This is a genomic window from Staphylococcus roterodami (assembly GCA_022493055.1).
Lineage (GTDB): Bacteria > Bacillota > Bacilli > Staphylococcales > Staphylococcaceae > Staphylococcus > Staphylococcus singaporensis.
The window spans coordinates 2,085,679-2,110,714 of record CP092781.1 but is presented as its reverse complement, the minus strand read 5'-3'; the positions used below and the strand labels follow the sequence as shown (position 1 = coordinate 2,110,714).

At 30.1% G+C, this 25,036-nt stretch carries 25 protein-coding genes and 3 pseudogenes; 20 read left to right on the top strand and 8 right to left on the bottom strand.

All coding sequences use genetic code 11. The annotated features are described in order from the left end of the window. Nucleotides 1–3 precede the first annotated feature (3 nt). Nucleotides 4–143 (bottom strand): annotated as a pseudogene (locus tag ML436_10310) (cyclic lactone autoinducer peptide). 1 nt (nucleotide 144) lies between these two features. After that, complete coding sequence (locus ML436_10305; protein UMT77532.1) at nucleotides 145–708, bottom strand: accessory gene regulator AgrB; 564 nt, start codon at nucleotides 706–708, stop codon at nucleotides 145–147. A gap of 289 nt (nucleotides 709–997) precedes the next feature. On the opposite strand from ML436_10305, the gene hld reads away from it, so the two are divergent. Next, nucleotides 998–1,078 carry a delta-hemolysin gene (gene hld / locus ML436_10300; protein ID UMT79516.1) on the top strand — a complete coding sequence of 27 codons (81 nt, stop codon included), beginning with the start codon at nucleotides 998–1,000 and terminating at the stop codon, nucleotides 1,076–1,078. A gap of 524 nt (nucleotides 1,079–1,602) precedes the next feature. Here the strand turns inward: hld and ML436_10295 are convergent. Together ML436_10295 and ML436_10290 are read right to left on the bottom strand one after the other, a co-directional pair. Next, nucleotides 1,603–2,388, bottom strand: a complete 786-nt coding sequence (locus ML436_10295) for a carbon-nitrogen family hydrolase (GenBank protein UMT77531.1) — start codon at nucleotides 2,386–2,388, stop codon at nucleotides 1,603–1,605. Nucleotides 2,389–2,488: 100 nt separating this feature from the next. Beyond that, nucleotides 2,489–3,115, bottom strand: coding sequence for a nitroreductase family protein (locus tag ML436_10290; protein UMT77530.1), 627 nt, complete (start codon nucleotides 3,113–3,115; stop codon nucleotides 2,489–2,491). Nucleotides 3,116–3,310: 195 nt separating this feature from the next. On the opposite strand from ML436_10290, the gene ML436_10285 reads away from it, so the two are divergent. Further along, complete coding sequence (locus ML436_10285; GenBank protein UMT77529.1) at nucleotides 3,311–4,549, top strand: SdrH family protein; 1,239 nt, start codon at nucleotides 3,311–3,313, stop codon at nucleotides 4,547–4,549. Between the two features lie 25 nt (nucleotides 4,550–4,574). Here ML436_10285 and mroQ read toward each other — a convergent pair whose 3' ends face one another. Then, nucleotides 4,575–5,318, bottom strand: a complete 744-nt coding sequence (gene mroQ, locus ML436_10280; GenBank protein UMT77528.1) for a CPBP family intramembrane metalloprotease MroQ — start codon at nucleotides 5,316–5,318, stop codon at nucleotides 4,575–4,577. A 175-nt stretch (nucleotides 5,319–5,493) separates the two neighbouring features. Here mroQ and groES point away from each other — a divergent pair, with 175 nt between their 5' ends. From groES to ML436_10260, 4 genes are all read left to right on the top strand, one after another. Further along, entirely contained in the window at nucleotides 5,494–5,778 is a 285-nt protein-coding gene (gene groES / locus ML436_10275) for a co-chaperone GroES (GenBank protein ID UMT77527.1), read from the top strand. A 75-nt stretch (nucleotides 5,779–5,853) separates the two neighbouring features. Then, complete coding sequence (gene groL / locus ML436_10270) at nucleotides 5,854–7,470, top strand: chaperonin GroEL (protein ID UMT77526.1); 1,617 nt, start codon at nucleotides 5,854–5,856, stop codon at nucleotides 7,468–7,470. A gap of 555 nt (nucleotides 7,471–8,025) precedes the next feature. Further along, a complete protein-coding gene (locus tag ML436_10265) occupies nucleotides 8,026–8,205 on the top strand; it encodes a hypothetical protein (GenBank protein UMT77525.1) in 180 nt (59 codons plus the stop codon). Then, a complete protein-coding gene (locus tag ML436_10260; GenBank protein UMT77524.1) occupies nucleotides 8,202–8,828 on the top strand; it encodes a hypothetical protein in 627 nt (208 codons plus the stop codon). The genes ML436_10265 and ML436_10260 overlap by 4 nt, the downstream gene beginning before the upstream one ends. Nucleotides 8,829–9,399: 571 nt before the next feature. Here the strand turns inward: ML436_10260 and ML436_10255 are convergent. After that, nucleotides 9,400–10,706 (bottom strand): annotated as a pseudogene (locus ML436_10255) (TrkH family potassium uptake protein). A gap of 630 nt (nucleotides 10,707–11,336) precedes the next feature. On the opposite strand from ML436_10255, the gene hemA reads away from it, so the two are divergent. From hemA to ML436_10240, 3 genes are read left to right on the top strand one after another with little or no spacing between them, the layout of a single operon-like run. Further along, on the top strand, nucleotides 11,337–12,539 hold the full coding sequence (gene hemA / locus ML436_10250; protein UMT77523.1) for a 5-aminolevulinate synthase: 1,203 nt from the start codon (nucleotides 11,337–11,339) through the stop codon (nucleotides 12,537–12,539). A gap of 2 nt (nucleotides 12,540–12,541) precedes the next feature. Further along, the gene (locus tag ML436_10245; GenBank protein UMT77522.1) at nucleotides 12,542–13,261 is read left to right on the top strand and encodes a DMT family transporter; all 720 of its coding nucleotides are present in this window, start codon (nucleotides 12,542–12,544) and stop codon (nucleotides 13,259–13,261) included. Between the two features lie 10 nt (nucleotides 13,262–13,271). Beyond that, entirely contained in the window at nucleotides 13,272–13,412 is a 141-nt protein-coding gene (locus ML436_10240) for a multidrug transporter (protein ID UMT77521.1), read from the top strand. A 497-nt stretch (nucleotides 13,413–13,909) separates the two neighbouring features. Here the strand turns inward: ML436_10240 and ML436_10235 are convergent, their stop codons facing one another. Continuing rightward, nucleotides 13,910–15,133 carry an ArgE/DapE family deacylase gene (locus ML436_10235; protein UMT77520.1) on the bottom strand — a complete coding sequence of 408 codons (1,224 nt, stop codon included), beginning with the start codon at nucleotides 15,131–15,133 and terminating at the stop codon, nucleotides 13,910–13,912. A 429-nt stretch (nucleotides 15,134–15,562) separates the two neighbouring features. On the opposite strand from ML436_10235, the gene ML436_10230 reads away from it, so the two are divergent. After that, nucleotides 15,563–16,615, top strand: coding sequence for a leukocidin/hemolysin toxin family protein (locus ML436_10230; GenBank protein UMT77519.1), 1,053 nt, complete (start codon nucleotides 15,563–15,565; stop codon nucleotides 16,613–16,615). Between the two features lie 21 nt (nucleotides 16,616–16,636). After that, complete coding sequence (gene lukG / locus ML436_10225) at nucleotides 16,637–17,653, top strand: bi-component leukocidin LukGH subunit G (GenBank protein UMT77518.1); 1,017 nt, start codon at nucleotides 16,637–16,639, stop codon at nucleotides 17,651–17,653. Nucleotides 17,654–17,927: 274 nt separating this feature from the next. Here the strand turns inward: lukG and sph are convergent, their stop codons facing one another. Further along, entirely contained in the window at nucleotides 17,928–18,920 is a 993-nt protein-coding gene (gene sph / locus ML436_10220; GenBank protein ID UMT77517.1) for a sphingomyelin phosphodiesterase, read from the bottom strand. Nucleotides 18,921–19,307: 387 nt separating this feature from the next. On the opposite strand from sph, the pseudogene eap reads away from it, so the two are divergent. From eap to ML436_10175, 9 genes and pseudogenes are all read left to right on the top strand, one after another. After that, nucleotides 19,308–20,537 (top strand): annotated as a pseudogene (gene eap / locus ML436_10215) (extracellular adherence protein Eap/Map). A gap of 50 nt (nucleotides 20,538–20,587) precedes the next feature. Then, the gene (locus tag ML436_10210) at nucleotides 20,588–20,872 is read left to right on the top strand and encodes a hypothetical protein (GenBank protein ID UMT77516.1); all 285 of its coding nucleotides are present in this window, start codon (nucleotides 20,588–20,590) and stop codon (nucleotides 20,870–20,872) included. A 140-nt stretch (nucleotides 20,873–21,012) separates the two neighbouring features. After that, a complete protein-coding gene (locus ML436_10205; GenBank protein ID UMT77515.1) occupies nucleotides 21,013–21,315 on the top strand; it encodes a transposase in 303 nt (100 codons plus the stop codon). Nucleotides 21,316–21,357: 42 nt separating this feature from the next. Then, on the top strand, nucleotides 21,358–21,693 hold the full coding sequence (locus tag ML436_10200) for a YdcP family protein (GenBank protein UMT77514.1): 336 nt from the start codon (nucleotides 21,358–21,360) through the stop codon (nucleotides 21,691–21,693). Nucleotides 21,694–21,696: 3 nt separating this feature from the next. Continuing rightward, nucleotides 21,697–21,999, top strand: coding sequence for a hypothetical protein (locus tag ML436_10195; protein ID UMT77513.1), 303 nt, complete (start codon nucleotides 21,697–21,699; stop codon nucleotides 21,997–21,999). A gap of 179 nt (nucleotides 22,000–22,178) precedes the next feature. Then, the gene (locus ML436_10190) at nucleotides 22,179–23,279 is read left to right on the top strand and encodes a replication initiation factor domain-containing protein (protein ID UMT77512.1); all 1,101 of its coding nucleotides are present in this window, start codon (nucleotides 22,179–22,181) and stop codon (nucleotides 23,277–23,279) included. 16 nt (nucleotides 23,280–23,295) lie between these two features. Continuing rightward, nucleotides 23,296–24,357, top strand: coding sequence for a conjugal transfer protein (locus ML436_10185; protein ID UMT79515.1), 1,062 nt, complete (start codon nucleotides 23,296–23,298; stop codon nucleotides 24,355–24,357). A 4-nt stretch (nucleotides 24,358–24,361) separates the two neighbouring features. After that, complete coding sequence (locus ML436_10180; GenBank protein ID UMT77511.1) at nucleotides 24,362–24,622, top strand: TcpD family membrane protein; 261 nt, start codon at nucleotides 24,362–24,364, stop codon at nucleotides 24,620–24,622. A gap of 5 nt (nucleotides 24,623–24,627) precedes the next feature. After that, nucleotides 24,628–25,017 (top strand): conjugal transfer protein, encoded by a 390-nt coding sequence (locus tag ML436_10175; GenBank protein UMT77510.1) that lies wholly within the window; start codon nucleotides 24,628–24,630, stop codon nucleotides 25,015–25,017. The last annotated feature ends 19 nt before the right edge of the window (nucleotides 25,018–25,036 follow it).

Here is a 25,036-nt window from a genome sequence, read left to right as displayed (position 1 = left end):
AAGTTATTCGTGTAATTGTGTTAATTCTTTTGGTACTTCAACTTCGTCCATTATGAAGTCGCATGTACTATAAGTGCGATGTTACCAATGTTTTTTAAAATCCCAGTAATAAAATCAAAAAATAAGTTAAATAATGTATTCATTTTAAGTCCTCCTAATAAAGAAAATAGGTAATAATGTAATAGCTTCAATTATGATGCCCAATTGAATAAATTGAGCAATCGTTTCATTTAAAAAAAGTGTGATAATGAAAAAGATTAAACTAATAATAATTGAGTAATATTTTTTTCGTTTAATAAGACGAACGGGAATGGGTTTCTTTTTAGTTGCTGCAGGAGCATAAATAATTATCAAACCTATAGCAATAAATGTCATAATAGTCATAATTAATGAATTGATTTGAAAATTTGCTAGTACTAAAGGTAAAAGTACAAACAATATAATACTCTCTATATAACACCAAAAAGAAGTGGGCGCATGTGCACCATGTGCATGCCGTCTTATTAAATAAAATGTTAAATTCGTGATTAACGTGTAAATAAAAATGTCTAAAATATAAGCAAGAGTATACATTACTATCAATTTACCTATATTTTTAGCTAAGACCTGCATCCCTAATCTTACTTGCAAAAATTGAATATGATCTAAGTTATTTCTCTTTTGAAGATACGTGGCGAACTGGTCAATTTTATTATCAAAATAATTCAATTTTACACCACTCTCCTCACTCATATTATACGATTTAGTACAATCTTTTATCATTATATTGCCTAACTGTCGAAAATAAATACTTAACTGTTGAATGTAATTTGTATTTAATATTTTAACATAAAAAAATTTACAGTTAAGAATAAAAAATGACTAGTTAAGAAAAAATAGAAAACAAATGCTTTTTGCATGTTTTAATATAAATAGATCACAGAGATGTGATGGAAAATAGTTGATGAGTTGTTTAATTTTAAGAATTTTTATCTTAATTAAGGAAGGAGTGATTTCAATGGCACAAGATATCATTTCAACAATCAGTGACTTAGTAAAATGGATTATCGACACTGTGAACAAATTCACTAAAAAATAAGACGAATAATTAATTACTTTCATTGTAAATTTGTTATCTTCGTATAGTACTAAAAGTATGAGTTATTAAGCCATCCCAACTTAATAACCATGTGAATTTAGCAAGTGAGTAACATTTGCTAATAGAGTTAGTTTCCTTGGACTCAGTGCTATGTATTTTTCTTAATTATCATTACAGATAATTATTTCTAGCATGTAAGCTATCGTAAACAACATCGATTTATCATTATTTGATAAATATAATTTTTTTCATAATTAATAACATCCCCAAAAATAGATTGAAAAAATAACTGTAAAACATTCCCTTAATAATAAGTATATGGTCGTGAGCCCCTCCCAAGCTCGTGGCCTTTTTTGATGCAATAAAAGAGGGGATTAAAACGTTTTAACTAGTATCAAGAACTTAAAGATGAATTATTTGATATGGCGGAGGTCTATACATAAAAATAGACTTATGAAGAAGCGAATCATAATTCTAAGTATTATTGTAAGTATCTTTAAAGTTTAATTTTAAATTAATGCATCTTACTTGTATAAATCTAATTTTATACTTTTAAACACTGGAATGTTTTCTCGTTGTTGATCTACTTCGTTTAAATTTAAATCTACAGTTAAAACATCTGATTCAGTTTTTAATTCTGAAATTACATCTCCGTTTGGATTAATCACCATTGAATGACCTGCATATTCGGTATTGCCATCAAATCCTGTGCTATTAGTTCCGATGACAAACATATTATTTTCAATGGCACGTGCCTTTAATAAGGATTGCCAATGTTTAAGTCTTGAAAATGGCCATTGTGCAACATAAAATGCAATTTTTGCACCACAACGAGCTGGATATCTTAATAATTCTGGAAAGCGTAAGTCATAACATATAAGCTGAGTCACTAAAGTACCATTAGATAAATGGAATGGTTCTGCTACATTTTCACCAGCTGTTAAAAATTCATGCTCTCTTAACATAGGTACCAAATGAACTTTGTCATATTCATTAGTTAGCTGGCCATGGAGATTTACACTAAAAGCGGTGTTATATATTTTATTATTTTTAATATTAGAAACAGAACCAGCTATGATATCAACAGCATATTTTTCAGCTAATTTTTTAATAAACGAAAAGCTTCTATCTAAATTTTTATCTGCTTTGTCATTTAAGTGTTCTAAATCATAACCATTGTTCCACATTTCAGGTAAGACAACTACATCTATGTCTTTATTTACATGTTCCTCAAACCATTGCATTAATTGTATCTCATTTTTGTGACTATCACCTAAAATGATTGGTACTTGATAAATTTGAACTTTCATAACATCACATCCTTGATAAATCTTATTTATAACTTACTAAAAGATATATAGAAACGCAAAAAAAGCTGACAAAAAATTAATTTGTCAGCAAAAATACATATTACTTCTTAATTACAAAACGATCTTCGATAGGATTAAATGATTTCTCACCGGCAGCTTCACGAACATCACCGAATGGCATTTGAGCATAGAGTTTCCAGTTGTTAGGAATATCAAACTCGTTTGCTGCCATTTCATCAACTAATGGATTATAGTGTTGTAAAGAAGCACCAATACCTTTAGTTGCTAACGCTGTCCAAATAGCGTATTGATGCATTGCATTTGTTTGTGTAGACCAAATAGCAAAGTTATCATAGTAATTTGGCATTTGCTCTTGTAATCCACTCACAACATCTTGATCTTCATAAAACAAAATAGTGCCATATGAGTGTTTAAAATTATTTATTTTTTGTTCAGTAGGGGTAAAATCACGATCTTCGCCCATTACTTCTTTTAAAATAGCTTTTGTGTTATCCCAAAATTTATTATTGTTGTCGTTTAAAAGTAATAAGATTCTTGTCGATTGAGAATTAAATGATGAGGGAACATGCTTAATTGCATGTGCAATGATTGATTCTAATTCGTCATCACTAATTGAAATAGTTTCTTTTAAATTATATATTGAACGTCTTTCTTCCATTGCATCATTAAAAGTCATTGCTGTTTTATCTTTTTTAAATAAACCCATAATAATTGCTCCTTCTGTGTAAATAATATTTAATAAACTAAGTATAAAATTTATACCTAAACTTGTAAAGCAATATTTACGAAAGTTTCAAGAATATTAATATTCATTTTCAAATTTCAAATATAAATGCATTTTCAACGCATATTTATTATACTTAGATTAATACTTACATGAAAAAGGGAGGTGTCTCGTGAAATGTCATATCATTGGGTCAAGAAAATATTACTTTCAACAAGTATCTTTGTTTTGAGTAGTTCAGGAGTCGGTATTGTAACGCACACAGTTGAAGCCAAAACTAATATAAATGAAGAAACATCTGCTACAAATATAAATGGTGATTCAACTTCAACATCTCCATCCAATGAACTAAATGAAAGTAATAATGGGACTGGAGCACCTCATCAACCAAATACAGCTGATAATGGAGGAACAGGTTCTAATAATCGAGATGCAAATTCTGATTCAAACCAAGTGAATCCAGATAACCCGAAACCAAATCCTGAACCAAAACCAGATACAGATAAACCAAAGCCGAATCCGGATCCAAAACCAGATACAGATAAACCAAAGCCAAATCCAGATCCAAATCCAGATCCAAAACCAGATCCAGATAACCCGAAACCAAATCCGGATCCCAAACCAGATCCAGATAACCCGAAACCAAATCCGGATCCCAAACCAGATCCAGATAACCCGAAACCAAATCCGGATCCCAAACCAGACCCAGATAAACCAAAGCCAAATCCTAACCCGTCACCTAATCCCAATCAGCCTGGGGATTCCAATCATTCTGGTGGCTCGAAAAATGGGGGAACAAGGAACCCAAATGCTTCAGATGGATCTAATCAAGGTCAATGGCAACCAAATGGAAATCAAGGGAACTCACCAAATCCTACTAGTAATGATTTTGTATCCCAACGATTTTTAGCCTTGGCGAATGGGGCTTACAAGTATAATCCGTATATTTTAAATCAAATTAATAAGTTGGGTAAAGATTATGGAGAAGTTACTGATGAAGACATTTATAATATTATTCGCAAACAAAATTTCAGCGGAAATGCATATTTAAATGGATTACAACAGCAATCTAATTACTTTAGATTCCAATATTTCAACCCATTGAAATCAGAAAGATACTATCGTAATTTGGATGAACAAGTATTGGCTTTAATTACTGGTGAAATTGGATCAATGCCAGATTTGAAGAAACCAGAAGATAAGACAGACACGAAACATCGTGCATTTGAGCCACATGAAAAAGATGATTTTACAGTTGTAAAAAAACAAGAAGAAAATAAGAAAAGCGCAACTACAGTGTATAGTAAAAGTTGGATAGCAATTGTATGTTCTATGATTGTGGTATTTTCAATCATGCTATTCTTATTCGTAAAGCGAAATAAAAAGCAAAATAAAAACGAATCACAACGACTTTAATCTGTCAGTGATTCGTTTTGTTATGTTATGGCATAAAAATATGATAAATAAAACTTGCATGTTCGGCTGCCTTTTTCATTGTATCTGGTATTAGTAATTGGGATATGACTACAAATCCGTTTTGTAACATATGGATAATAATTGGAACAGCAAGCCGTTTTGTCCATACATATGCTAATGAAAAAATGACACCCATACCAAAATAAACTGGAATAAATTTGAAATCATTATGTGCTAATGCAAATATTAATGAACTTACTGTTGTAGCAATAATAAATGCCACGATACGATTACCTTTAATCGCATTAAATAATTCTCCAAAGATTACTTTTCTGAATACGTATTCTTCTAATAAAGGACCGATAATAGATACAAAGAAGATAAATATAGGTATTTTTCGAGCAATAAGTATTAGCTTTTCTGTATTTGGACTTACTTGTTGTCCACCGTATATTTGTGTTAATACAATGCTCACTATAAATTGATAAACCATGACAAGTGCAAATCCAAGTAATGCCCATGGAATAATGTATTTATTAGGTTCCTTTACTTCAGATTCTAATCTTGTAGGGTCTTTGATTTTAAAATTAATAAAAATAATCGTAGTAGCCGCAATTAAAAATAGAACGAGTTGAATATAGACGCCGGCTTTGAGTTGTTCCAAATCACTATATTGTGCAAATTGTGTTGTGTTTACAATGACTGCCGGTAAAAATTGCGACAATAAATATATAATAACAGTTAGCAATGATGCCCATAGTCTTGTCATAATTTTCCTCCAATTATTTGTTTATAATTTATTTTATCTTAAATAACTTGAAGTTACAAAACTTAATTAAAAGGTTATGACTTGAAATTTTGACCAAATTTGATTATTATAAATGTATGTTAGCACTCTTTAATGTTAAGTGCTAAACTTTAGGTTTTTTTAAGGAGGAACAATCATGCTAAAACCAATTGGAAATCGTGTGATTATTGAGAAAAAAGAACAAGAACAAACAACTAAAAGTGGTATTGTTTTAACTGATAGTGCTAAAGAAAAATCAAACGAAGGCGTTATCGTTGCAGTAGGAACTGGACGTCTATTAAATAATGGTACAAGAGTGACTCCTGAAGTGAAAGAAGGGGACCGTGTCGTGTTCCAACAATATGCTGGTACAGAAGTTAAACGAGATAATGAAACATATCTGGTATTAAATGAAGAAGATATTTTAGCAGTTATTGAATAATACAGAACTTAATTCATAAATAAATTAAAAAGAACGAAAATGAAACACAACTAAACAAATGGAGGTTTATCATTTATGGTTAAACAATTGAAATTCTCTGAAGATGCGCGTCAAGCAATGTTACGTGGTGTTGACCAACTTGCAAATGCTGTTAAAGTAACAATTGGTCCTAAAGGACGTAATGTTGTATTAGATAAAGAATTTACAGCACCTTTAATTACGAACGATGGTGTGACGATTGCTAAAGAAATCGAATTAGAAGATCCATATGAAAATATGGGCGCGAAATTAGTTCAAGAAGTAGCAAATAAAACAAACGAAATTGCAGGTGACGGTACTACAACTGCGACAGTATTAGCTCAAGCAATGATTCAAGAAGGATTGAAAAATGTCACAAGTGGTGCTAATCCAGTAGGTTTACGTCAAGGTATTGATAAAGCAGTGAAAGTTGCTGTAAAAGCATTACATGAAAATTCTCAAAAAGTTGAAAATAAAAATGAAATAGCGCAAGTAGGTGCAATTTCTGCAGCAGATGAAGAAATTGGACGTTATATTTCAGAAGCAATGGAAAAAGTAGGTAATGATGGAGTCATTACAATTGAAGAGTCAAATGGCTTGAATACTGAACTTGAAGTTGTTGAAGGTATGCAGTTTGACCGTGGTTATCAATCACCGTATATGGTTACTGATTCAGATAAAATGGTTGCTGAATTAGAACGCCCGTACATTTTAGTGACAGATAAAAAAATCTCATCATTCCAAGATATCTTACCTTTATTAGAACAAGTAGTTCAATCAAATCGCCCTATCTTAATTGTTGCAGATGAAGTTGAAGGAGATGCGTTAACAAATATCGTGCTAAACCGCATGCGTGGTACATTTACAGCTGTTGCTGTTAAAGCACCAGGATTTGGTGATCGCCGTAAAGCAATGTTAGAAGATTTGGCTATTTTAACTGGTGCACAGGTAATTACTGATGACTTAGGATTAGACCTTAAAGATGCAACGATTGATATGTTAGGTACTGCAAGTAAAGTTGAGGTTACTAAAGATAACACGACTGTTGTTGATGGTGATGGTGATGAAAACAGTATTGATGCACGCGTAAGCCAATTGAAATCTCAAATTGAAGAAACTGAATCTGACTTTGATCGTGAAAAATTACAAGAGCGCTTAGCTAAATTAGCAGGTGGTGTTGCAGTTATTAAAGTAGGTGCAGCAAGTGAAACTGAGCTTAAAGAACGTAAATTACGTATTGAAGATGCATTAAACTCTACACGTGCAGCAGTAGAAGAAGGTATTGTTGCAGGTGGTGGTACTGCATTAGTAAATGTTTACCAAAAAGTAAGCGAAATAGAAGCAGAAGGTGACATTGAAACAGGTGTGAATATTGTACTTAAAGCTTTAACTGCACCAGTTCGCCAAATTGCTGAAAATGCAGGATTAGAAGGTTCTGTTATTGTAGAACGTTTGAAAAACGCAGAGCCGGGTGTTGGTTTTAACGCTGCTACAAACGAGTGGGTTAATATGTTAGAAGCAGGTATCGTTGATCCAACTAAAGTAACACGCTCAGCATTACAACATGCAGCAAGTGTTGCAGCAATGTTCTTAACAACTGAAGCGGTTGTGGCATCAATTCCAGAAAAAAATAATGACCAACCTAACATGGGCGGCATGCCAGGAATGATGTAAAACTGTTTATAGTTTTGACTAATTAGAAAATTACATTATGCACGAGTATGATTCATTCTAAGTATAAATTAGAATGCACGCAAATATATTTTAATTACGAGACGTCTTCCATTAGGTGACTAAACTTATGGGAGGCGTCTTTATTATAAGAGTTAGTAATTTTAGCGTAGATATTTATAAGGGGATTTGTCTTTTGCAATGTTAAAATCATATAGGTTATAAAGAGAAGTTTAGTATACCTTTTGAGTAAATAAGGAGTTTCTTTTAGTACGTTGTAATGTAATTAGATTTCTGGTAATCAATCCGGCTATGCAGAGGACTCACTTTCGTATTGCAGTAAGAAGCTGTCTGCATGTTGAAAACACCCACACTAGTTACAGTATGGGTGTTTTTATGCTAAGAAACAAATTGGTTTAAGTGTAAAATCATGTACACTAAAGAAATTTATTGAATCTATTGTCGAAAAGATGCTTTCATGATACATTGTAAACAAGAATACAACGTAGACAATGTATACTTGGTTGTCAAATGAAGTAAAATAAGGAAGTGAGTAGTATGGCTACAATAAGTATTACTACAGATTATAAATTCACAAAAAAATCAGCGCAAAAACTAATAGATGCGATGGAGATTAACGAAAATAATAGTAATGTGAACAAAACAAACATAAAAGCGACTAAAATAAAATCAACTTGTGAGATTGAAAATCTATTGAAGGACTATCGAAGTAATTGACTGTAAAAGTAATATCACTTTCAGAATTGTTAACAGGTGATAAGCAAGAGGTTAAGCGAAAGATACCTTCAGTTTTAAATATACTAAATTCATTTGAGACAATATCAATTTCAGGAAGTGAATCAGCGCACGATGTTGATTTATTTTTGAAAAATAAGTCTATAGCATTTGATAGACAAAACCTGTCTAGAACTCATTTAGTTTTTTCACAATTCAAAAGCAAACAAATACTAGTTGGTTATTTTACAATTAGTAATAAACCTTTAGTTTTTACAAAACGTATGTTAGATAAAATATCAAACACGTTAAAGAAGAAGTTATACCAAAAGGGTGAAACTCACAGTGGAAACGACAATTTAATCATACAAGGATACTTAATTGCTCAAATAGGAAAAAATTATTCTGAAGAAGCATTGGCTACAAAATCTATAAATGGAAACGATTTGTTAACTTTAGCATATGAGAAAGTTTTAGAAGGTGCGAATATATTTGGCGGTTCATATATTTGGATAGAGTATGAAGATGTAGATAGATTAAGAGAATTTTATAGAAAATTTGGATTTACAGAAATCAAAGATTATACAAGTGAAAATAATTTGAAGATGGCTATTCTTAAAATATAAGTCACAAAACCACACCCACCTATTGATTTAGAAGTGTGGTTATTTTTATGGCGGAATTTATAAAATAAAGGTCAAAGACATTTGAATATTTATCAACAGCTCTTCTATCAATACCCATGTGTCTTGCTATTTCACTTTTGCTTATTTTCATGTTTAAGTTCATCATAACAATTATTAATTTTTGTAAATATGAAAGAGCAGTAACTTCAAAATCCGTATTTATGTCTGAAGATAATATCATTGTTATTCACAGCAATAAAATTATCTCTAGAATTTTAGAAAATGTACATGTTTAAACAATCAAAAGTGTATATTATTAAATTATCATTTCCATTCATCTTTTCAACAATTGAGGTTAACTTAGTAAAAAATAAGTTTTAAATATTTAAATCATTGTATAGTTTAGTTTTGAGTAGATCTTTTTAAAGGTGTACTTGTGCATTTTACTTAATTAAAGACATAAGACATTTAATCGGCCTAAAATAAATAAAAAAACTACCTGTTTAGGTAGTTTTTTAAATTTAATAGATTAAAACACTAGTTCATTTCTTGTTAAAGATGGATAGTTATTTTATAGATAAATTTGTCCTTTAGTGTAGCGGTAATTTTTAGGACTTTTTGGTGGTATAAATGTTCTTAATAAAGTTAATAGTCCTACTTTACCGCAAAGCATAACGAATATAATAATTATTTTAGTAATACCATGATATTCTGTGGTAAGGTTCATACTTAACCCTACTGTTCCAAATGCAGAAACCACTTCGAATAATAACTTGATTAATGATATGTTTGGATTAATTATCGATAATATAAAAGTAATGATACTGATAAATAGAAATGAAATATTAATGGTAACAATAGATAGTTTTATATGTTTGTCAGATATTTCTTTATTGAATACTGAAACATTATTTTCTTTACGTATATAATTTAGAACAAATATAAACGCCACTGCAAAAGTAGTTATTTTAATTCCTCCAGCTGCACTAAGAGGGGCACCACCAATAAACATAAGTAGCATTAACATTAAGGCGGTAGATTTGTTTATGCTTGCTATATCAATACTGTTAAAACCCGCTGTTCGTGTTGTTACTGATTGGAAAAAAGAATTTCCGATTTTTCAATTAGTCCCATATGTTGCATAGTATTAAACTGTTCTAATAAAAAGAATGTAATAGCTCCTATAATTATTAGAATACTAGTTGTAGTTAAGACTAATTTAGAATGTAAAGATAATTTACTCAATTTTTTACAATTAATAAAGTCTATTACGACAAAATGTCCAATACCTCCAAATATTATGAGTATTGAGATTGTAATAATGACAATTGGATCACTAGAATAATCTATTAAGTTATTCTTAAAAAGGGCAAATCCGGCATTATTAAAAGCTGATACTGATGTGAATAAACTTAAAAATAATCCTTTGCCTATACCAAATTTTGGTATAAAAGATAAACACAAACAAATCATACCAATTAATTCAGTGACTAAACTATAAATAGCCAAGTGTTTAATTAGCTTAATAACACCACCAGGTTCGTCAATATTCCATGTAACCATAATCAAAAATCTATTTTTCATTGATATCTTTCTATTTAAAAATACTAGTGTCAATAGGGTTACGGTTACGATACCCAGACCACCTATTTGAATTAATAATAGTATTACTATTTCACCAAGTATATTAAACTGTGACCCTATATCAACTGGAGATAGGCCAGTAACTGTAAAAGCACTTGAAGCTATAAATAGGGCATCTAAAAAAGATATTGGCTTTTTACCAGTGAAAGGTAAATACAATAAAAGTGCACCTATGATAGTTGTAGAGAAGAATAGCATTAAATAAAAATATAAAGGTTTGTGGACTTTGTTCATTTTAATTGCATACTCCTTTATATTATAAATTAATAATTAGATAATATCATAAATGAAAATAGAAATGTTACTAATGTGTATTACTTTTCAATTCTAGTCAGGGGCCCCAACACAGAGAATTTCGAAAAGAAATTCTACAAACAATTTAAGTTGGGGTGGGGCCCCAACACAGAGAATTTCGAAAAGAAATTCTACAAACAATGCAAGTTGGGGTGGGCCTCAACAAAGAAAAATTGGATTCCCAATTTCAACAGACAATGCAATATATGTATAACAAATCAGCACTATAATTTCAGTTTTATATTTTTCACTTTAATAAATAATACTTAATAATGTTACATTACACATTATTTATACTAACAAAATATTCATAAGATATTTGAGAAAACTTTTCAAATTTATACTCATATGACATAATAAAATTCTCGAATAAGACAAATTATATAATATTTTATTAATTTATTATTAAAATATCAGAAAATACATTTTATTAAAATCTGAAAATTGTTAATTTTCAATTGATTGAAGATTTAATTTGTTTTATAATGAAATAAATAATAAAAAAGGGATGAATCTGTTTATCATTGGTAATATTTTTAACATAAAATTTGGTAAAAAAAGGAGATAAAAATGTATAAAACTTTATTTTTTGACAAAATTGCTGAATTAAAAGAAAAAGGAAGTTATAGAATATTTACTGAGATTAACAGGATTGCAAACAAATATCCATTAGCCAAAGGGGAAGACGGTAAAGAAGTTGTTGTGTTTTGTAGTAACGATTATTTAGGTATGTCTCAAAATCAAGAAGTAATAAATGTAATGAGTGATGCTTTAAAAGAATATGGTGCAGGGGCAGGTGGTTCAAGGAATATTGGTGGAAGCCATAAATATTTTAAACTATTAGAAAATGAGATAGCAAAATGGCATAAAAAGGACTCAGCTTTAGTTTTTCCAACAGGATACTCTTCAAATGATGCGTCTTTGCAAGGTTTATTAAGAATATTCCCAGAAATGATTGTATTTTCTGATTCTAAAAATCATGCGTCTATAATAAATGCTTTGAGAAGTGTTAAAAATAAGATTGAAATTTTTGAACATAATAATGTTAAACATTTAAATGAATTACTGAATCAATATGATATTAATATACCAAAGTTAATAGTATTTGAGTCTGTATATTCAATGGATGGAGACATTGCGCCGATAGTAGAGATAGTCGAATTAGCAAAAGAATATAATTCTTTAACTTTTTTAGATGAAGTACATGCAATTGGCATGTATGGTGAAGAAGGAAGAGGATACTCTGATGTTGTTGGTGTTCAGGAAGATATAGACATCATACAATCTACAATGGCAAAAGGAATCGGAATAATAGGAGGATATATAACCGGAGATCAACTACTCATAGATGTAATCAGATCATATTCTTCAGGTTTTATATTTACTACTGCATTACCTCCGGTTATTGCTGCGGGTTGTTTAACTAGTATAAAAATAGTCAGAAGTAATGATAAATTAAGAGAAGAATTGCAAGATAAAACGAAATACTTAAGAGAAAAATTTAAAGAAAATGGTATTGAAGTTTTGAAACAAAGTAAGACACATATACTCCCAGTTATAATTGGAGATTCAAAAAAATGTGAGGAAGCAGCTAAGTTACTTCTAGATAAATTTAATATTTATGTTCAAGCAATTAATTCACCTACTGTAGAAATTGGTACTGAAAGATTTAGAATTAATGTAACGCCAAATCACACAAAAGAACAAATGGATTTATTGGTTTCTTCAATTGTTTATGTTTTTGATTTTTTGAACATTAGGAGAAGTGTGTAATTATGAATTATTTAATGTACCTGTTTTGCATGTTTATATGGGGATTAAACTTTATAGCGGTAAAGATACAAGGAGATAGTTTGCCTTTAGAAGTTGCTTTATTGTATAGATCTTTAATTGCTTTTTCGCTATTCGGTGTAATGTTCATATTTATTTTTAAAAAACTGAAATTAAATAATACAAATTGGTTTACGATAATTGGTTTTGGACTATGTAACTTTACTATAAGTTATTTGCTTCTTTATTACGGTACTTTCTATAGTTCAGCTGCTATAGTTACATTGATTTTTTCAATGAAAGCCATATTAACACCTATATTTATTAGTATGGTATTCAAGAGGAAAATTTCTAACAGAATATATATAGGGGGAGGACTAGGAGTTGTAAGTGTAGTTGTAATCTTATATCCTGATTTAAACAGCTTAACAAATGAATTTATAATTGGTGTAGCATTTGCTCTTTTAGGTACTATCATAACGTCAATTGGTGATGTTTTATCTTTATATAACAGTGAAAGTAAAGTTCATCCTGTTTTGTCAAATACAATTGGTATGTTATCAGCAGTGATATTTTTACTTATTTATACTAGTTTCAAAGGATATAGGTATTCATTTCCATTAGAATTAAATTTTTGGTTTGGTTTATTATATTTATCTATTCTAGCTTCATTTTTAGCCTGGTTTTTCTATCTGAAATTAATTAATAATATTGGAGCAAACTGAAAGTGGTTACATGGTTGCTATGTTTCCTGCAATTGGTGGTATAGCAAGTGTTATTATGGGAGAAACTCATTTAAGTATAAATTTAGTAGTCGGGATTATATTAGCATGTATGGGTGCATATTTAGCATTATATAAACCAAAACCTAGTTAATAACATAACTATATTTGTGGATTTATAGGCTATGTGAATCAAATAGTTCAATTATTAGGTGAAAATTTACTTTATAAGAAGTTGTGTATATTTAAATTTAATAGAAAATTAAACCTTTAAATGACTAACAGAATATGATGGCATGGTAGGAATAATATAATCTCATTTTCTAGTTTTTATTAACTAAAAAGTTAGGTTTTGGACGATTATGATTCATTACAAGAAAATATTAGAATACACGAAAATATATTTTATTATGACACGTTTTCCATTAGTCGACTAAACTATTGGAAGGCGTCTTTCTTTATGACCATTAGTCAATATATGTATAACAAATCAGCACCATAATTTCAGTTTTACATCACTTAATCAATGAAAATGTTCTTAATCCTTGTAGTTCATTTACATTCAAACAATATTCATCGCTATTTCTATTAACTTAAAACTCGCATTAAAAAACTGTCAACAAGACAAAAACATTGCTGACAGTATCTTTCTTATTTCTCTTTTAAATATTTAATGGAAGCCTCTTTAAAAATATCAATATATTTCAGGTACATATCTTTTTCAATATATTCATCGATTTGATGTGCCATTAATGGATTACCTGGTCCAAAAATGGCTAAATCAACATTGTCCTTATTATCTCCTAAGAAGCTGGAAGCATCCGTTGCACCTACAAGCGCTGAAACAAATATTTCGTCTTGTTCTACATAACTAGAAGCTACATCTTTAATCGTAGTAATTAATTTGCTATTTTTATCGCTTGTTACAGGTCGGTGATTGCTTGGAATATTGAGTGAAAGCTTATTGCTATCCACATCATTAATGATATTTTGAAAAAACGATTCTATAAAGTCGTTATCATACTCAGGAACTGGTCTTACGTTAAATTCAAGTGAAGCTTCATCTGGTACAGAGTTAAATTGTTTGCCGCCATTTATAATCGAACATACAGCTGTAAGACCAGATGCATAATTTGCATCCTCTTCAGAAATTTCTTTTCCAATCAATGATTTGAACATAGGCGCAACATCTAATTCATGTTTAGTATCTTGTTTTTTAAGCTCTGAATATTTTTCTTTAAATAGATTATAAAATTCAAGCAGTGTATCAATTGCATTGTCACCAATAAATGGAACTGAGCTATGGACAGCTTTACCAGTTGCAGTTACTTTACATGACATAGACCCCTTATGTGCATAATAAATTCCAGATCCAGTTGGTTCAGCAATAATTAAGCCATCGACATCGTCTAAATAGCCTTTATCAGCTAATAATTTGGCACCTTCTTGTTCTTTCTCTTCGCCAGCAGTAGCCAGTAATCTAATCGTTCCATGAGGCAATTCATTTTGTTCTTTTAATTCGATTAGAGATACGACCAAAGCCATTAGACCACCTTTCATATCTGTAGTGCCTCGGCCATATAATTTGCCATCTTTTTCTGTCAGTTGAAAAGGGGGATATGACCAATTATCGTGATTTCCTGCATCAACAACATCCATATGACCACTCAATGCAAGTATAGGTGAGCCGGAACCGATTTCTGCAACGATATTGGCGCGGTGTTCATTAACTTTCAAAATTTCAGATTTAATATCGTACTTGTCGAATAAATTTTTAAAATAATTACAAACGTCAATTTCATTATTATTTTCAGTTTGTAGTTCAACAATATCTGCTAATAATTGAACTTTTTCTTTTTCACTAAAAATTGTCATTCAGCTCACACCTTTAAAAAATAGTATATATTACTATATAAACATATTCTTTGAACTTAAACATTATTTTCATTAAAGAGTATAGTGCGTTATTTAATTTTGATTTACAGAATTAAACCTCTATATACAGAAGGACGTTGTTTTTTTATTAGCTCTTTTTTGGAATAAAAAGGTTGCAATAAAATTTATTTAAACAAAACAACTACATTTTACGTACCTACATACAATTACTTCTAATAAGAATACTTACTGAATAAAACACCTTGTACACATATTAATTTTATAGCAAAAAAAGTATTTAATAATATAAACAAAATGATTTAATAAATAGTTAAATATATATTCCTTGATTTTGTGATACTATTCACATGTCGATACATATCAACAATTATTAAATATATGAAATTTATATGAAAGAAGGTTATAGCAATGAAAAATAAAAAGCGTGTATTATTAGCGTCTTCATTATCATGTGCGATTTTATTGTTAACAGCAGCAGATACTTCAGCGAATACGTCGAAAGAAGATCAAAACCAATCTAAGAAAGAAAATGTTGATAAATCTCAACATAAAGATAAACGTTCTGTAAATGATAAAGATAAAAATACACCAAAACCTGATGATATCGGTAAAAATGGTAAAGTTACAAAGCGTACTGAAACAGTATATGATGAGAAAACAAATATACTTCAAAATTTACAATTCGACTTTATTGATGATCCAACTTATGACAAAAATGTATTACTTGTTAAAAAGCAAGGTTCAATACATTCAAACCTAAAATTTGAATCTCATAAAGAAGAAAAAAATTCAAATTGGCTAAGGTACCCAAGTGAATACCATGTAGATTTTCAAGTAAAAGGAAATCGTAAAACTGAAATATTAGACCAATTGCCGAAAAATAAAATTTCAACTGCGAAAGTAGACAGTACATTTTCATATAACTCAGGTGGTAAATTCGACTCTTTAAAAGGGATTGGACGAACATCATCAAATAGCTATTCAAAAACGATTAGTTATAATCAGCAAAATTATGACACAATTGCCAGCGGTAAAAATAATAACTGGCATGTACATTGGTCAGTTATCGCGAATGACTTGAAGTATGGTGGAGAAGTGAAAAATAGAAATGATGAATTATTATTCTATAGAAACACGAGAATTGCTACTGTAGAAAATCCTGAACTAAGCTTTGCTTCAAAATATAGATACCCGGCATTAGTAAGAAGTGGATTTAATCCAGAATTTTTAACTTATTTATCTAATGAAAAGTCAAATGAAAAAACACGATTTGAAGTAACATACACTCGTAATCAAGATATTTTAAAAAATAGACCTGGAATACATTATGCCCCTCCAATTTTAGAAAAAAATAAAGATGGTCAAAGATTAATAGTGACTTATGAAGTTGATTGGAAAAATAAAACCGTTAAAGTCGTTGATAAATATTCTGATGACAATAAACCTTATAAAGAAGGATAAAATCGAAGGGAAGGATTACAAATGATTAAACCATTATTCAAAAACATTACAATTTGTAGTTTGGCAATATCTACTGCATTAACTGTATTTCCGGTAACTTCTCATGCAAAAATTAATTCTGAAATTAAACAAGTTTCTGAGAAGAACCTGGATGGCGATACTAAAATGTATACACGTACAGCTACAACAAGTGATAGTCAGAAAAATATTACTCAAAGTTTACAGTTTAATTTTTTAACTGAACCTAATTACGATAAAGAAACAGTATTTATTAAAGCAAAAGGTACGATTGGCAGTGGTTTGAGAATTTTAGAGCCAAATGGTTATTGGAATAGCACATTAAGGTGGCCAGGATCTTATTCAGTTTCAATTCAAAACGTTGATGACAACAACAATACAAATGTGACTGACTTTGCACCAAAAAATCAAGATGAATCAAGAGAAGTAAAATATACGTATGGTTATAAAACGGGTGGAGATTTTTCAATTAATCGTGGTGGCTTAACTGGAAATATTACAAAAGAGAGTAATTATTCTGAAACGATTAGTTATCAACAACCTTCATATCGTACATTACTTGATCAATCTACGTCGAATAAAGGTGTAGGTTGGAAAGTAGAAGCTCATTTGATAAATAATATGGGACATGATCATACAAGACAATTAACTAACGACAGTGACAATAGAACTAAAAGTGAAATCTTTTCATTAACACGAAATGGAAATTTATGGGCAAAAGATAATTTTACACCTAAAGATAAAATGCCTGTAACTGTATCTGAAGGATTCAATCCAGAATTTTTAGCTGTTATGTCACATGATAAAAAAGACAAAGGTAAATCAAAATTTGTTGTTCATTATAAAAGATCAATGGATTATTATAAATTAGATTGGAATCGCCATGGTTTTTGGGGTTATTGGTCTGGTGAAAACCATGTAAATAAAAAAGAAGAAAAATTATCAGCATTATATGAAGTTGATTGGGATACACATAATGTTAAATTTGTAAAAGTACTTAATGATAAAGAGAAAAAATAAGCTTTGAAAAGTTGCCTGCTGCGAACAAAAACGTAGCAGGTTTCTTTTATCTAATTTTAAAAGGAATATAGATTATATTGGAACAAGCATATGATTTGAAAATGAAGAATCTATTATATTAATGAAGAAACTAGTAAAAATAGAATGTAATAGATTAAGTTTTTATATATTTATAATTATTTTACATAAATTTGGACTAACGAGTTTAATTTAACTTAAAGACATAAAAAATCGCTTCGAACTTATTGAACGAAGCGATAGATTTAGTTGAGCACTATTTACTATAGGCTTTGATTGGGTAATGATCTGAAAAATCATTGTATACATAATAGTAAGGGAACGCATATACATCCCATGGTTTTGGTTTTTCAGTAACAACTTCATTGACTAATTGTTTTGGTTGTTTATGATCTTTATCTGTAAATATATAGTCTAAATGTTCTGGTTTACCATTTGGATAATTGTATTTCGCTATAGAATTTGATTGCGGGTCCCATGTACTGTTGTGACCTGCATATAAAACGTCATTAACATTTAAGTTTTTTAGCATTTCTTTGAACTCAGGTGTACCTTTATTGACATTCAAGTCGCCACCGATATATACAGTTTCGTCTTTAGGAATATTTTTCTTTTTAACAAAGTCGCTGATTTCTTTCATTTGTTCAGCTCTAATTTTTCTATCGTGACCAGCACCACAACGTGTATCTTCTGATTGTGTATGTGTTCCAATGACATGAACATTTTTACCATTTTTTTCAATTTTAGTATAAACAAATCCTTTGTTACTATCATTATCAAATCCACAACCACTCTTGAAAACATGTTGGATTTTTTCTTTAATAGGATATTTACTTACAATTGCTACGCCACCATCTTCAGCAACTGTTGATGAATAGCTACCTTCAGTTTTATCCCAACCTGACTTTGAACGTCCTAATACAGGTGTTTGATATGGATATTCTTTTTTTACATTACTTAACAATTTGTCTGATGCTCCATTATCAAATGCTTCATTAAATATTACGACATCATTATTTTTGATGTAAGAAGATTGTCCAATCAAATCAGCACGTTTATATTGTCCCCAATTCGGATAAAGGACGGTCGATAACATATAAACATTATGACTGACTAATTTTAAATCAGTATCATCTTTCTTAGTCTCGGCTTTTGCATTGTTTTCGCTAAGCGCACCAACTAAAATCAAATTCGCTAATGCAAGTGTTGCAGCTTTTTTTAAAGTATTAGATTTTATTTTTTTTATCATCAGTATCACTCCTTATTAATAGCTTACAACAAAATAGCTACAAAATTGATTAACTGATTTTAAATTAATTATTAAATCGAATTTATATTTTTAATCAAATGATTTATACATATAAAGATAAGTGAATATAATTGATTGATGCAGTTGTAATTGAGAGAACAGTGTGTTTTTGATTTGTAAGTTTAAGTAATCGTCTACATATAAACAAACAACTTTTTATACGTACTAAATTAATCAGTTAAGCAAGTTTAATTGAATTTTTAACTGAATTAAAGAATTGTTGCAAAAGATAATTTATTATTAATATTCAGTTAATTCAAAAAATAAAGAGAATCTGGCTATAATAAAGTTGCAATCACGAATTACATAAAAAAGGAGAGATAATTTATGAAATTTAAGTCATTGATTACAACAACATTAGCATTAGGTGTTATAGCATCAACAGGAGCAAACTTTAATACTAACGAAGCATCTGCCGCAGCTAAGCAATTGGATAAATCATCAAGTTCGTTACATCACGGATATTCTAAAATTAATGTACCGTATACAATTACTGTGAACGGTACATCTACAAACATATTATCAAGTTTAACTTTAAATAAGAACCAAAATATAAGTTACAAAGATTTGGAGAATAAAGTGAAATCAGTCTTAAAATCCAATCGAGGTATTAGTGATATTGATTTAAGACTATCAAAACAAGCAAAATATACAGTTCATTTTAAAAATGGGACAAAGAAAGTAATTGATTTAAAATCAGGTGTTTACACAGCGAACTTAATCAATACAAGTGATATTAAAGCAATTAGTGTAAACGTAGATACTAAAAAGCATGTGAAAGATAACAATAAAGTTAAAACAAATTATCAAGTACCATATACAATTACTGTGAATGGTACATCTACAAACATATTATCAAGTTTAACATTTAATAAGAACCAAAATATTAGCTATAAAGATTTGGAGAATAAAGTAAAATCAGTTTTAAAATCAAATCGAGGAATTAGTGATATTGATTTGAGACTTTCGAAGCAAGCAAAATATACAGTTCATTTTAAAAATGGGACAAAGAGAGTAATTGATTTAAAATCAGGTGTTTACACAGCGAATTTAATCAATACAAGTAATATTAAAAGTATCAATATTAATGTAGATATTAAAAAACATGTGAAAGATAAAGCTAAAGTAAATTATCAAGTTCCATATTCAATTAATTTAAATGGTACATCTACAAACATTTTATCGAATCTTTCATTTTCAAATAAACCTTGGACAAATTACAAAAATTTAACAGCAAAAGTTAAATCAGTATTGAAATATGATAGAGGCGTTAGTGATCGTGATTTGAAACATGCAAAAAAAGCATACTACACTGTTTACTTTAAAAATGGTGGTAAGAGAGTTGTATATTTAAATTCAAAGGACTATTCAGCAAATCTAGTTCATGCGAAAGATGTTAAAAAAATTGAAATTACTGTTAAAACAGGATCTAAAGCAAAAGCTGAAAGTTATGTACCCTATACAATTGCAGTAAATGGCGCATCTACACCAACATTATCTGAATTAAAACTTTCAAACAAAAAAAATATTAGTTATAAAGATTTAAATGCGAAAGTGTGGTGTAAACTCTAATTAACAACAAATTCTTAAGAAAGGAATTGATCGTTATGACAGAGTTTACACCTTATTTTTATGATTTTAAGCGTTTAGATTATAGAAATTTTGTTATTTTAAGATTTCATGGTATTTCAAAACGTCATATTTGTAAGATGTATAAAATTGCATATTTTTGTATATTAGATGTGTGTAATAAAGCGAAAAATAATGACTATCAATTCACTTATAAGGATTATGTATATTTAAAAAAGTATGGTGTGTCTAACGCATTTATATGCAAGATGTATCATATTGATAAATTAGACCTAGAATTCTTTGAGGTGATGAACCGATAGGTTTCAAAAAAATTGAATAGGTCAGGAGAAGCATAGACACTCCATTATCAAAAATGCAGTGGTACGGATTTGCGGGAGTTATTCCTATTCGTGCGACCCTAAAAAACTCTGATTTGTATGAGTCTGCCGAGGTGACTTTTATGATAGAACCAGTCATTGATATTGAAGCAACTATGGGGAAAGAGTTTCGTTATTTGTCCCATGTTGAAAAAATATCGCGGTTTGATGAAGCTTATTATCTGTATACGATTATATGTGTTGATATTGGTGAACAAGTTAAAGTTAGACTGTCAAATGAAAAATACTTTGATTCTTTAGAACGTGTTGATTTTGATAATTTAACAATCAAACCTAGAGTATATCAAGATATGAATACAGGTTATTGTAATTTATATACAAGCTTTTCAGCTGATGATATTTATAGTTTAGAAACAAAAGCATAAAGCGTATAAATAAAAATTATAAAAAGAAATGAGGAATTTATTATGGCATGGAGTCCGAAATTTGATTTAAAAGAAACGTTTGGAGATTTATATTTCATGGGTGTTGATGAGAAATACAAATATGAAGATGGAGAAAAAACCGATCAAAAATTATATGCATACAAATTAGCGTCAACTGGACAAGGTGAACAAGTAACAGTAAAAGTACCTAAAGAAGTAAAACTTGATATTATGTCAGTTTGTGAACTTGTAGGTGTAGAAGCAAAACAATATGTACAATCTTCAGGTGATTTCCATTCAATTCAACCGAGTATTAAGGCAGAAGATATTAGACAAATTGCGACAATTCAACATAAAAAAGGTGCACAACAAGGTTAGTGTATGGAATTTTATACAGCTGACAACTTAGCGCCTTATGCACGTACTTTAAAATTATCTGAAGGCATGTTGTCATATATTGCATCTAGAATTAATACAGGTGAAGCATTATCATTAATGCTTATCGCAAAGGAAATACAAGAAAAATTTAATGGTGACTATGTTAAAAGTCGTTTACCATCAGGCAGACCGAGGATATACACTGACGTCTGCTTATTGTGTTTTAGTTTGAAAGAAGCAGGACACGGGCGATTACTACAAATTGATTTGAAGGATTGTATCTATATTGGTGATGTAGATAGTTAAATATATCATTTGTATTGTTTAACTTAAGGCGAGCTGGACTTTTAGCGCCTGCAGGCGCAGAAATGCAAGCCGGGACGGCGTTAAGCATTTGGGCGGAGCCTGCGACAAAGGCGCGTTAAGAAAGGGAAGCGACAGCCTTAAGTTATCAAATCGCTTGCGATTTGATAGGAGGTTTTTTCATGGAAAATCAAGCTTCTACCCCCCTTACTAATAGGGGGGTAGCGAAGCCAGAAAAATGTGGCTTGGAGGCAGTTGTTGACTGGGTTCAAGTGACTTTTCAGGTGCCCTCTATTTTCACCATTATGGAGGATGTTTTGAAACTGCCTCGGGCAGTGTTTAAACATCGTAATAGTGGCTTGTACTTTTACAATCGTGGTTATACGTTTGGTAATATTCAAATCTTTTATTCGGATAAAGATGAGGGTATGGGCTTTCATCTACAGTTAACTGGTTCTGGTTGTCGAGAATTTGAACATTATTTAATCAACCGCAATGAAACGTGGCAAGACTTTTTTAAGCGCTGTGCGGCTAAAAAGGCGCGTTTTACAAGAATTGATATTGCGATTGATGATACAAAAACATATTTAAAAATACCACGATTAATTAAAAAGGCTGAGCATGGTGAATGTATTTCAAAATTTAGAACAGCGAGTTCAATTGCTGGTTTTAAATTGTCCAACGGACAGTCTAAAGGTTCAACTTTTTATATCGGCTCTAAAAAAAGTGATATGTACTGTCGCTTTTATGAAAAGAACTATGAAATGGCGTATAAATTAAAAACACCTGTTGAAGATTTTGGATTATGGAATCGTTATGAAATACAAATGCGACGAAGTAATGCGGAAAATTGCGCAAATATTTTAACAGAAACATCAAGCATATCAGATATTGTTAAAGGTGTTTTAAATAATAGTATGCGTTTTGTAACTGAGCCGAAAGATGTATCAGATAGTCGAAAATCAAGGTGGCCAGTATATCAAGAATGGTCACGTTTTATTAAAGGTGCTGATAAAATTAGTTTAAGTATAAAACCGAGTTTAAAGTCAATTGAGGATAATATTGATTGGTTATGTAAACAAGTAGCTACCACGTTAGATACGGTTTTAACAGCTGAAGCAATGGCACAATCCGAAGGATTACTTGGGGATACAGATTTTCTGAATAAAATATTGGCGCATTCATCATTTAATGATGAACACACCGATAGAATTAATCATTATTTAGAAAATCTAAAGCGTAAAAAGAAAGGAGATGATTCCTATCAAAGCTTTTCTAAGTAATATACGTAAAGCTTTTTTGAGTATCATCAACAAGTTGATATTATCAAGATTTTCAAAAAAAGGCAAGCGTTTTGATGTTCCTGAAGAAGAACGTAAATCATTACCGAAGTATCGCAATCACAGAAAAAAGATTGTGATTGTTTTTTATATGATTTTAGTGTTGTTAACCATTTTGTTGATTGCCTCTTTCATTAGAGCTTCTAAAGCGAACAACGAAAGTAAAGAAGCAGTTAATAAAACGCAAGAAATTCAAAAGAAATATGAAGATAACGCTGAAACAGTTCAGTATAATCCTAATTTAAAGTTATATGCTGATAAGTATATTGATGCATATATGACTATTCCTAAAGATGGTAAGGCAAAAGAAGAGCGACAAAAAGCGTTAGCGGATTTTTATCCCTCTGATTATAAGACACCTACAGAAAATACTGAAAATGTTGAGCGTAAGCTGAATGAAAAAGAATTTTTTAATATTAAACGTAAAGATAAACAAACAATCATTCAGTATATTGTAAGTTACGATTTAAAAATTACAGAGAAAAAGGAGGTTAAAGTTAAAAAGGAAAAGGATAAAAAGGACAAAGATAAAAAGGATGAATATGAAACAAAGACAGAAGAAAAAGAACGAACAGAAACTAAGAAGGCATTATTAAACATTCCAGTTAAAAGTGAAAATAATAAGTACGTGGTGATTGAATACCCTCATTTTTCTACGATTCCAAGTAATCAATTGAAAAAAGCAACACTTGTTAAAGATAGTTTGGAGAATGAAAAGCGTGAAGATAATCCGAAACTAAAAGCATTTGTTGAAGAGTTTTTTGATAAATATTGTAAAAGTAAATCGGATGATATGGCTTATTTAATGGATAACCCCGAAGGGTTAGAAGATACACGTGAAGTGTCTAAAATCAGTGATTTACGTATTTATCCTAATGGTGACGATTATGTTGTTAAAGCAGAGGTTTTAATGAAAGATAAAGGGTCACCACTTGAAAACTTAGAACATTACACCTTAGATATTACGAAAAAAGACGGTAAGTATTATGTTAAAAAATTAACAACAACAATTGGAGGTTAAAGTGATGGAACATTTATTTAATTTAATGTTTGTACTAGGTGATGCACCTTCCATTAATCCACTTGGTCAATGGGTTAATAAAGAGGTTGGTACTGCGATTGGTATTATTGTATTGGTTGTTGGTATTGTAAAATGGGCAACGGGTAAATATGGTCATATGCTTGCATTGTTTGTGATTGGTGGTTTGATGTTCTTGATTTCCAAAGGTCCTGAAACAGTGTTTAATTCAGTATCAGGGCTTTGGAAGTTGATTTTTGGGAGCTGATCGATATGGATAAAAAAGCTTACAATTTGAAACGAACATTTGAACAGCCGATTGTGATGTATGAATTTACAGGAAGTTACCGGTGGTCAAAAGGTATTCGTTTAGACTGGGTCGGTACGTTGTTTGTGATTGAATTGATTTTAATATTATTATATCTTAAGGCTGGATTTAATACATTAACGTCTTTAGTACCAGGTTTAACGATTATTTATTTTACAGTACTCCCCTATTATATGACGAAGCAATTAGTAAAATTAAAACAAGATGGTAAGAAACTGATATTCTTTCTTTGGGATTTTATGATGTATGTGTTTAACATTCAAATGCGCAATGTACATTATGCATATGATGAAGAAGTGAAATATCATGACAAGAAAATAATTAAATTGAAATAGTCCCTAACGGGGCTATTTT

Coding starts and splice junctions, on each gene's coding strand:
- ML436_10190 (UMT77512.1), top strand. CDS start 22,179: ATGGAAAATCAAGCTTCTACCCCCCTTACTAATAGGGGGGTAGCGAAG.
- sph (UMT77517.1), bottom strand. CDS start 18,920: ATGATAAAAAAAATAAAATCTAATACTTTAAAAAAAGCTGCAACACTT.
- ML436_10235 (UMT77520.1), bottom strand. CDS start 15,133: ATGACAATTTTTAGTGAAAAAGAAAAAGTTCAATTATTAGCAGATATT.
- hld (UMT79516.1), top strand. CDS start 998: ATGGCACAAGATATCATTTCAACAATCAGTGACTTAGTAAAATGGATT.
- ML436_10285 (UMT77529.1), top strand. CDS start 3,311: ATGTCATATCATTGGGTCAAGAAAATATTACTTTCAACAAGTATCTTT.
- ML436_10210 (UMT77516.1), top strand. CDS start 20,588: ATGACAGAGTTTACACCTTATTTTTATGATTTTAAGCGTTTAGATTAT.
- ML436_10240 (UMT77521.1), top strand. CDS start 13,272: ATGGTTGCTATGTTTCCTGCAATTGGTGGTATAGCAAGTGTTATTATG.
- ML436_10180 (UMT77511.1), top strand. CDS start 24,362: ATGGAACATTTATTTAATTTAATGTTTGTACTAGGTGATGCACCTTCC.
- groES (UMT77527.1), top strand. CDS start 5,494: ATGCTAAAACCAATTGGAAATCGTGTGATTATTGAGAAAAAAGAACAA.
- ML436_10290 (UMT77530.1), bottom strand. CDS start 3,115: ATGGGTTTATTTAAAAAAGATAAAACAGCAATGACTTTTAATGATGCA.
- ML436_10195 (UMT77513.1), top strand. CDS start 21,697: ATGGAATTTTATACAGCTGACAACTTAGCGCCTTATGCACGTACTTTA.
- ML436_10265 (UMT77525.1), top strand. CDS start 8,026: ATGGCTACAATAAGTATTACTACAGATTATAAATTCACAAAAAAATCA.
- ML436_10245 (UMT77522.1), top strand. CDS start 12,542: ATGAATTATTTAATGTACCTGTTTTGCATGTTTATATGGGGATTAAAC.
- lukG (UMT77518.1), top strand. CDS start 16,637: ATGATTAAACCATTATTCAAAAACATTACAATTTGTAGTTTGGCAATA.
- ML436_10230 (UMT77519.1), top strand. CDS start 15,563: ATGAAAAATAAAAAGCGTGTATTATTAGCGTCTTCATTATCATGTGCG.
- hemA (UMT77523.1), top strand. CDS start 11,337: ATGTATAAAACTTTATTTTTTGACAAAATTGCTGAATTAAAAGAAAAA.
- ML436_10295 (UMT77531.1), bottom strand. CDS start 2,388: ATGAAAGTTCAAATTTATCAAGTACCAATCATTTTAGGTGATAGTCAC.
- ML436_10200 (UMT77514.1), top strand. CDS start 21,358: ATGGCATGGAGTCCGAAATTTGATTTAAAAGAAACGTTTGGAGATTTA.
- mroQ (UMT77528.1), bottom strand. CDS start 5,318: ATGACAAGACTATGGGCATCATTGCTAACTGTTATTATATATTTATTG.
- groL (UMT77526.1), top strand. CDS start 5,854: ATGGTTAAACAATTGAAATTCTCTGAAGATGCGCGTCAAGCAATGTTA.
- ML436_10175 (UMT77510.1), top strand. CDS start 24,628: ATGGATAAAAAAGCTTACAATTTGAAACGAACATTTGAACAGCCGATT.
- ML436_10205 (UMT77515.1), top strand. CDS start 21,013: ATGATAGAACCAGTCATTGATATTGAAGCAACTATGGGGAAAGAGTTT.